The organism is Yersinia sp. LJYL362, assembly GCF_048323875.1.
Genome location: NZ_JBLWEX010000021.1, coordinates 1 through 8,583 on the forward strand (window position 1 = coordinate 1; position 8,583 = coordinate 8,583).

The window sequence follows — 8,583 nt, forward strand, 5'->3', positions numbered from 1 at the left end:
CACTGGCTCCGACGTGTTCTGCCACCACCACTACTGGCATGGTAGCGGCAATCCCCTGATTTCCAGAACCGGAATTACTCATCGCGGGCAACAGCGCTCCGCCCATACGTGCATCAGATGCCGCCGCTGAACGGATCATGATATCAGACAGTAAATCCTTCACCAGCAACCCCCGCCCGCGCTGACGCATCAGTGAAGCACCAATGTGCAAACCATAGTTGCCCGTTAGCCCTTCTTGCGACAGTGCCCCATTCAATTTGGCGGCCTGTAAAATAAAGGCAATCTGCTCAAATGGCACTTGAGTGGCAAATTGATAAACCTGACGAGCCGTCGCCTGTTTCAGACAATCATGAGCATGGCATGCCGCCTGTTCTGACGGGGACTCTGGCGCCAGTTCAAACAGAACATTGCCATTAATGACAATTCTCACCACTTGAGTGTGGCCACCAGCAATAGTGACACAAGCCCATTGATCTCCTTGATATAACGTGGTTTCGGCAAACAGGATTTCATCCCCCGCCTGCATATCGACCCGCACATCCCCGCGATCCAGCATGGTTTTCGCCTCTGCTACCTGTTGCGAGCTGAGGTTTTTCAACACCTCCAGCCCGCCGTCAGGATCACCGCCTAATGCCCCGACTGCGGCGGCGATTGGCAACCCCACCATGCCGGTACCGGGCACTGTCACACCCATACCATTTTTCATCAGGTTTGGTGAAACCCGCGCCTCAATACGCTCAGCTTTCGCGGGCAAATATGAAGCAGCAATGGCGGATGCCAACGCCAAGGCTATCGGTTCAGTACACCCTACGGCGGGTTGCACATCCCGTTGAATGACATGGATAAACGCCGTCCATAAAGCAGAATCAGTTGTGTTACTCATAGTAAATACCTTCAAACATTTACAGCAGGTAATGTCAGATGCCGTTATTTCAAGAGAATGCCAGGAATGGAGAAATACACAGTAAAACACCGGTAATAATAATAACTGTTAGAGATAGACCTTTATATTTATGCAGCGCCGGCACTTTATAAACTAAATAGGCAGGAATCAAACACCCCACCATACCGAATATTGGGCTACAAATAGAAGTAAAGCTCAAGACTGGTGCATTTAATATAATCGCGCCCCATGCCAGTAATACAGCAAAGACCATAATGCCATTTTGCACCCAGCGCTCATTAATATTTTCAGGTGGCATCATGCGGCGTAATATATTAAGCACAATACCTTGTGTCGCTTCGCGGAAACCTAAATAGACACCAAAGAATGCCGTCATTACCGCAAAGATATTTAAAATAACACTGACTACCGTTGCCCATCCGCCGGGGAAGAATTTAGCGGCGATGGCCAGCGCTGAAATATTTTGCTCATAAGCTTTAACCGCTTCATCGTGTCCCATTGCCAGCGTAAAGGAAACCGCATAGAAGAACACCGTGCAGAATAAAATACCAAAAGCAATATTCATCGCCCGCAAGGCTTTATGACGAGCCACTTCCAGTGACTTTTCCTTGGCCCGATATGAGATGACCATTGGGCTGAGTGTTTGAATAAACAAGATAGACGTCAGGGTAAACGGCAGTGTAATTATTGCATTTTTTATCAGTAAACCCACGGGTGGCAGCATACCAACGTTGTACAAGTGCCACATCCCTACCATCGAAATACCCAACGCTGCGACCACCAATAATTTGGTAATCACCATAAAACTCGACAGTTTAAACAGCAGTTTTTCCCCCCGGGAGGAGATTGCCACCAGCACGCAAATTAGGACTAAACCATAAAAAGGATTATCGGATAATAACCCTTCAGTCACACCGAATGTTTGTAAATAGGAAGCACTGTCATTAGTGATGGCAGTGGAATAAACGAACATCCAGATGACCAACATAATAAAATAGAGCGCACCTAAGACGATCCCCCAGTTTTTTCCTAAATATCCACTGATAACACTCGGGTAATCTTTACATTCTGGTGATTCTGCCAATGTATTAATAAATAATCGTTGGAAGAGATACATGGCAGGATAGCCAATAATAGATGAAAGCAAAAAAACCCATAATCCCATCAACCCAACTTGCACCGGTAAAAATACAATCCCGGCACCGATAGCCATCCCAATACTCATTATTACCCAGCCAAAATCCGTGCTGTCAAACTTAATAGCTTCCCGCCATTCTCTCTCAGTCATATTGGCATTTTTTGCTGCCGGAGAATCAATTAAAATGACACTCTCATTTGTTCTTGCCGTTTCCATAATAGGTCTCGCCTTAATCTCTGGTTAGTAGGTTTTATTGTTATAAAAGTGTACAGAGCGAGTTATCTGCTATTTAACCCATTGTGAAAAATAGCAGAGGGCAGGTGTTCTTATTTTTTGGCTATATTACGCCGAGGAATAGAGAATGTTTTTTTAACTTAGCCTGCGCATAGAGACCCTAATGGAAAATTATTCTACAAAAAGAGTCTTATTCTGAATTTTAATCTACATATCAGATCAACATGCAGCATATTATTTCATCACAAAACAAATAAATCAGTAATGCATTGATAAATATAAATTATATATGACTGACTAGTGTATCGACGCTGCTATGCATCATTTTCTCAACAGTAAATGCGTGACGACCATCAACAAAAATTAACCACTCAAACAGAAAGGTTAATGCGATATTTGTCGATGTTGTCACATCCATCACAGATAATAGCACTTGAAACAGCATGAAATGTTTTATAGTTGATTTATCAGGAATATTATCAGAATAATTGACTGGTGAAATGAAGGTGTCATCCCCGTTTGGCTAAACGGGCACTGGCGCTAGGTTGAATTTCGTTTCCGTCGGAACAGTGCTCGTAGCCCAACACGGTGACGTAACGCACCAACACTGATGCCTATCAGGGTATAAATCGCCCCCAGCAGCAATAACATCAGTACGTCGCCCCCAACATCTCGCAATGACAACCCCATCTGATTGACTCCGGCGATAGCTTTAGTGGCCCAGGTTGACGGCAGCATTGAGGAAATAGCCCGCACCCAGCCGGGCATCGCTTGTAGCGGCCAAATCGTGCCAGAAATATAGAAAATTGGCATGGTGACAAAAGAGAGCGTCAGATAGATCATTTCCACACTGCGCAGGCACTCTGTCACCAGCTTGCCCAGCCCCAGTACTGCCAACAAGAATGGGAAAGTCAGCAGCAGCACTTCCGCAATGGATGCCGTCTGGCGATAACCCAGGACCCATGGCCACAACACAAACAACACAATCGACAGAAACAGCCAAATGGGTAACAGAGCAGAAAGCCCGCCCAGATAAACCGGAATCGAGGGTTTTCCCGACGGTGCGCTTTTCATGGCGATACTGACCCGCACACAAGCAATTAATAATGAGTGCTGTAATAGCATCACAAGCAAACCGGGGAAAATAATGGCGGCAAAACTGATGCCGGGATTAAACACATCCAGCGTTTGTCCGCGGATAGGAGTCAGTAGCACCTCAGCCTGGCGGGGGGTAAAACCACTTCGCAATAATAAGCCACTGTTATATTCATTCAACAACTGTTGATAAGCGGCCACCACATCCTGCTGGATCTGCCCGTTAGCCAAACGGTTAGTGGCATCACCATAAACCGGGATCACAATGCTTGCACCATTGAGGATCTTCTTCTCCAGATCCGTCGGCATAATGATCACCGCAAACAGTTTACGCCATGCCAGATCCCGCTGGGCATCGGGTAAATTATCATAAGTCTTAATGGCAATTTTTGAGGTGGCATCCAACTGCCGAATCAATTGGCGGCTGGCGGTGCTGTGGTCTTGATCGACCACCGCGACGGGCAGATCCCACACCGTGTGATTGGCGTAAACCATACTCATTACACACAGTGATACCAACAGCATCAGCCACATGGGTTTTTCCAGCATGCCCATCAAGACGCGACTAAATGTCTGCCAGTAGCTTTTTAATCCGCTATTCATCAGATAGTCTCCTGCTTTTGCAGCCGAACCCGCAGGCGATTGCGCACCAACAAAGAGGTCACCAGCGGGTAAATCAGCAAAATGGCGCAAACACTGAAAATGGCACTAGCGGGGACTTGGCGCAGGAATACATCAAACATGGCATAGAGGGCATGAGTTAGCGGCTCAAGATTGGAAATAATGCGCGCCGGTAGTGGCATCGACAGCTCCGGCACCGCCATGCCGGAAAAGGTTAACGCGATACTGACAATAATCCCAATCAAGCTGTAAGCGGTAATGGCGCTGCTGGTAAAGGTGAAAAGCAACACGCCAATACTTTGCGCTGCCATCACATAAAAGAAACCAATCAGGGGCATAAATAGTGGATTGCCGCTAACCCGTGCGCCAAAGAAGCCCACTAACATAGCAATTTCAACCATCAATAATGTGGTAAAAAATAAGGTATAAGGTGCCAACTTACCCAACAACGCCAAACTGAAAGGTTTAGCCGTCAGCAGCGCCTTGCTACGAGCCAACACATAAATCATCCAGGTGATAACAAATAGCTGTAATAAATGGATAGTGGCTGCAAACTGCTGATAATAAATATAACTGCCGCTGGCATTAAATAAGCTGCCATAAGAGAGGGTTACATTTGCCAGTGGGGGTAAGCTTTGCCCCATTTCACCGGCAATAATAGTGCGGAAAGTGCTATTGGCTTCTGTTATCAATCCACTGAAATCTTGTGTGGCATATAAACCAGCACCATAAAACAATGCGTTATAATACAAAACAATACTCGGTTGTCGCCCCGCTAAAGCATCAGCTTCAAAGTCGGTTGGAATATAAAGCAAAGCATAATCCTGGGCACTTCGCAGACGCCGCAATGCTTCCTCTAGCCCCCCATCATAGGCGACGACTTGCGCGTGAGACCCTGCATCCAGCTTACGGATTAATGACTTTGAGAGCGGAGAACTATCGTTATCAACCACGGAAACCGGTAGATCCAGCAAGGTTCCTTCTGAAAAATTGCTACTAATTAAGATAAAAAGTAACAACGGGAAGCACCAGCTTAACCAGTGAAATACCGGGCTGCGAAACGCCGATCGAGTTTCCTGACCAAAATAGCGACTAAAACAGCGCCAGCCCGCCTGTATTCTGTCGAAACCCCTGCCTCTGAACTTTTCCACTTACTCTTTCCACTGCCAGAGTGCACTCATCCCCGGGCGCAAACCATCGACAGGCTGTGCAGGGTAGAGACGAACTTCGAAAGTTTTTAAGTCAAAATCACCGGTAGCGCGGGTGGCTCGCTTGGTGGCATAGTCGCCTAATGGCGCGATATAGCGTACTTCAGCCGTTATTTCTTGGTCTTTTAGCGCAGGGACTCTAAGGGTGATTTTGTCCCCTTTGCGCACATTGGCGAGAATATCTTCCCGCAAATTAAACACGAAATAAGCTTGCGGCAGGCGGATTAATGTCAGCAACGGGCTGGAGGCATTGAGTAACTCACCCACTTCCGCCGGGATCGGACCCACTTCACCGGCGACCGGCGCGCGCACCTGTAAATCGTCGGTTTGTGCTTTCAATTGAGCTAAATCTTGCTCGGCCTGACGTACTGCGGCGGCATATTTATCGCGCAACTCCGAGCGGTCGCCGTGTAAACCTTCATCCAAATTAGCTTGCGCGGCCTGAACCTGCTGATAGGCGGTATCTTTGGCACGGCGCGAGTTTTCAAGCTCAGAGGCCGAGATAAACCCTTTTGCCGCCACGCTATTATTGCGATTATAGGTATGAAGCGCATTCTCGTATTCTGCCTGCGCCTGCGCCAAATTGGCTTTTAGATTGCGGATACTCTCTTCCCGCGTGCCATGCAATGACTCATCTAACTGCGCCTGTGCTTGGTCACGAGCCGCAGCCAGCCCGGCCAATTGAGCCATCAACTCCGGGCTTTCCAATGTCATCAGCAATTGCCCCACTTTAACATCATCACCGCGTTCTACATGGCGTTCAACCACCCGTCCTTTGGCTTTAGACGAGACAATAACCTCCGGCGCATCCACTTCACCTTGCAATAACAAATCTTGATTATGTGCACGGAACAGCACCGCCATGGCTATTGCCACCACCACTAACAACAGGGTAAATAACGTTTTCTTCTTCATAGGTTCACGAGTCCTTTAATCGCCGCATTTATTCCCCCTTCAGCAACCCCTATTTAGATTATGCTGCTAAGGGTAATAGCCTCGCATTTTATGTCATTTTTTGTGGGTAAATTAATGCGGTTATAACTGAATAGATCCCACAGTCATTGGTGTTGCAGCTAACAGCCCTGCAACGTCAAGGACGAAGGGAAAATGCGTTCGCCCTTCAAGCGACTCGACATAAGGTTAAGATGGACGATTCTATGAATGATAACAATGTTTCTATAGCAGATAGCTCACCCGTACCCCTTTCGGTTCTGGATTTATCGCCGGTAGCACAAGGCAAGACCCCACGAGAGGCATTTCATGCCTCGCTGGACTTAGCTCAACATACTGAAAAGTGGGGATATCACCGCTACTGGCTGGCTGAACATCATAATATGACGGGCATCGCCAGTGCTGCGACCTCGGTGCTGATTGGCTATATCGCCGGCGGTACCAGCACCATCCGCGTCGGTTCAGGTGGTGTTATGCTGCCAAACCATTCACCATTAGTGATAGCTGAACAGTTTGGTACCCTCGCCTCGTTGTATCCTGACCGTATCGACCTCGGCCTGGGCCGGGCTCCCGGCACGGATCAGCGCACCATGATGGCACTGCGCCGCCACCTCTCCAGTGAGGTGGATAACTTCCCGTCTGATGTGCGCGAACTGCAAAACTACTTTGCCGAGGTGCAACCTGGGCAAGCAGTACAAGCTGTCCCCGGTCAAGGTTTGCATGTTCCTCTGTGGCTGCTGGGTTCCAGCCTGTATAGCGCGCAACTGGCGGCTGCCATGGGGCTACCTTTCGCATTCGCCTCGCATTTTGCGCCGGACATGCTATTCCAGGCGCTTAAATTGTATCGCGAAAACTTCAAACCCTCCGCTCAATGGCCGAAACCTTATGCCATTGTGTGTGTGAATGTTGTCGCCGCTGAGAGTGAACGTGATGCCCGTTTCTTGTTTACCTCAATGCAGCAGCAGTTTGTCAATCTGCGCCGTGGCACACCGGGGCAACTTCCCCCGCCAGTCGACGATATGGAGAAAATCTGCTTGCCAGCTGAACAGTTTGGTGTTGATCAAGCGCTGCGACTGTCCATCATTGGTGATAAAAGCAAAGTCCGACATGGGCTTCAGGCATTATTGCGGGAAACTCAGGCCGACGAATTGATGGTCAATGGCCAGATTTTTGATCATCAGGCTCGATTGGATTCATTTGAGATAGTCGCCAGTTTGCAACCCGACTTGTGCCCAGTCGATCGTCTGTAATCTATTGACAGGTTCGATATTCCAGACATAAAAAAACCAGCCCGAGGGCTGGTTTTTATTTTTAATCATCAAAGATGACTAAGACTTATGCGTCACCGAAACGACGGCGAGCAGGTGCGGCTGGCGCTGCGGCATCATCGCGACGTGGTGCAGTTGGACGCTGACCATCACGATTGCCACGACGCTGTTCACCAGCACCGGCTGGAGCACGGTCACTGCCGAATGAACGACGAGGAGGAGCACCTGCGCCATCACGACGTTCGCCACCCGCTGGGCGACCAGCACCACCACGACGCTCACCACCGGCTGGGCGCTCACGACGCTCATGCGGCTGTGCATCACCCAACAGCTGCATGTTCAGCGGCTTGTTCAGGATACGAGTACGGGTGAAGTGAGATAACATTTCGCCCGGCATGCCTTTTGGCAGCTCGATAGTTGAATGCGAAGCAAACAGCTTGATGTTACCGATATAACGGCTGCTGATATCCCCTTCGTTAGCGATAGCGCCAACGATATGACGAACTTCAACACCATCATCGCGGCCAACTTCAATGCGGTACAGTTCCATCTCGCCAACATCACGACGTTCGCGACGTGCGGGACGTTCGCCACCGTCACGGCTGTCAGAACGAGGTTCGCGACGGCTATCATTACGGTCACGACCACGATCACTACCACGGTCATCGCGAGTATTGAATTCACGCTGTGGACGACGTGGTGCTTCTGGAGGCAGAATCAAAGGACGTTCGCCCTGTGCCATTTTCAGCAGTGCAGCAGCCAGAGTTTCAATATCAAACCCTTCTTCTGGTTGCAACTTAGCCAGCAACGCACGGTACATATCCAAATCACTGCTTTCCAGCTGTTGGCCAACTTTAGCCGCAAATTTGGCTAAGCGACGTTCGCCCAGTAATTCTGCGTTTGGCAATTGGACTGGTGGAATAGTCATCTTCATAGTACGTTCAATGTTCTGCAACAGACGACGTTCACGTCTATCAACGAACAGTAATGCACGACCAGCACGACCAGCACGACCGGTACGACCGATACGGTGGACGTAAGACTCTGAATCCATAGGGATATCATAGTTTACTACCAGGCTGATGCGCTCAACGTCCAAACCACGAGCCGCAACATCAGTTGCAATCAGAATATCTAAACGACCATTTTTCAGGCGTTCAAGAG

7 protein-coding genes are annotated in these 8,583 nt (G+C 48.8%); 1 reads left to right on the top strand and 6 read right to left on the bottom strand.

Annotation, left to right across the window (positions count from 1 at the left end):
• The 5 genes from ACNSO8_RS00825 to ACNSO8_RS00845 all read right to left on the bottom strand — a co-directional run.
• Positions 1-883, bottom strand: an 883-nt coding sequence (locus ACNSO8_RS00825) for a serine dehydratase subunit alpha family protein (protein WP_418393543.1), incomplete at its 3' end; no start/stop codon positions are given.
• A 49-nt stretch (positions 884-932) separates the two neighbouring features.
• Positions 933-2,258 carry a hypothetical protein gene (locus tag ACNSO8_RS00830; protein ID WP_418393544.1) on the bottom strand — a complete coding sequence of 442 codons (1,326 nt, stop codon included), beginning with the start codon at positions 2,256-2,258 and terminating at the stop codon, positions 933-935.
• 558 nt (positions 2,259-2,816) lie between these two features.
• Complete coding sequence (locus ACNSO8_RS00835) at positions 2,817-3,974, bottom strand: ABC transporter permease (RefSeq protein WP_418393545.1); 1,158 nt, start codon at positions 3,972-3,974, stop codon at positions 2,817-2,819.
• Positions 3,974-5,143 (bottom strand): ABC transporter permease, encoded by a 1,170-nt coding sequence (locus ACNSO8_RS00840; RefSeq protein WP_418393546.1) that lies wholly within the window; start codon positions 5,141-5,143, stop codon positions 3,974-3,976. Before ACNSO8_RS00840 ends, ACNSO8_RS00835 begins: the two co-directional genes overlap by 1 nt.
• Positions 5,144-6,115, bottom strand: a complete 972-nt coding sequence (locus ACNSO8_RS00845) for an HlyD family secretion protein (protein ID WP_418393547.1) — start codon at positions 6,113-6,115, stop codon at positions 5,144-5,146.
• A 242-nt stretch (positions 6,116-6,357) separates the two neighbouring features.
• Between ACNSO8_RS00845 and ACNSO8_RS00850 the strand changes: the two genes are divergently transcribed.
• The gene (locus tag ACNSO8_RS00850) at positions 6,358-7,401 is read left to right on the top strand and encodes a luciferase-like monooxygenase (RefSeq protein WP_418393548.1); all 1,044 of its coding nucleotides are present in this window, start codon (positions 6,358-6,360) and stop codon (positions 7,399-7,401) included.
• 85 nt (positions 7,402-7,486) lie between these two features.
• Here ACNSO8_RS00850 and ACNSO8_RS00855 read toward each other — a convergent pair.
• The coding region (locus ACNSO8_RS00855; protein ID WP_418393549.1) for a DbpA RNA binding domain-containing protein at positions 7,487-8,583 on the bottom strand (1,097 nt) is incomplete at its 5' end.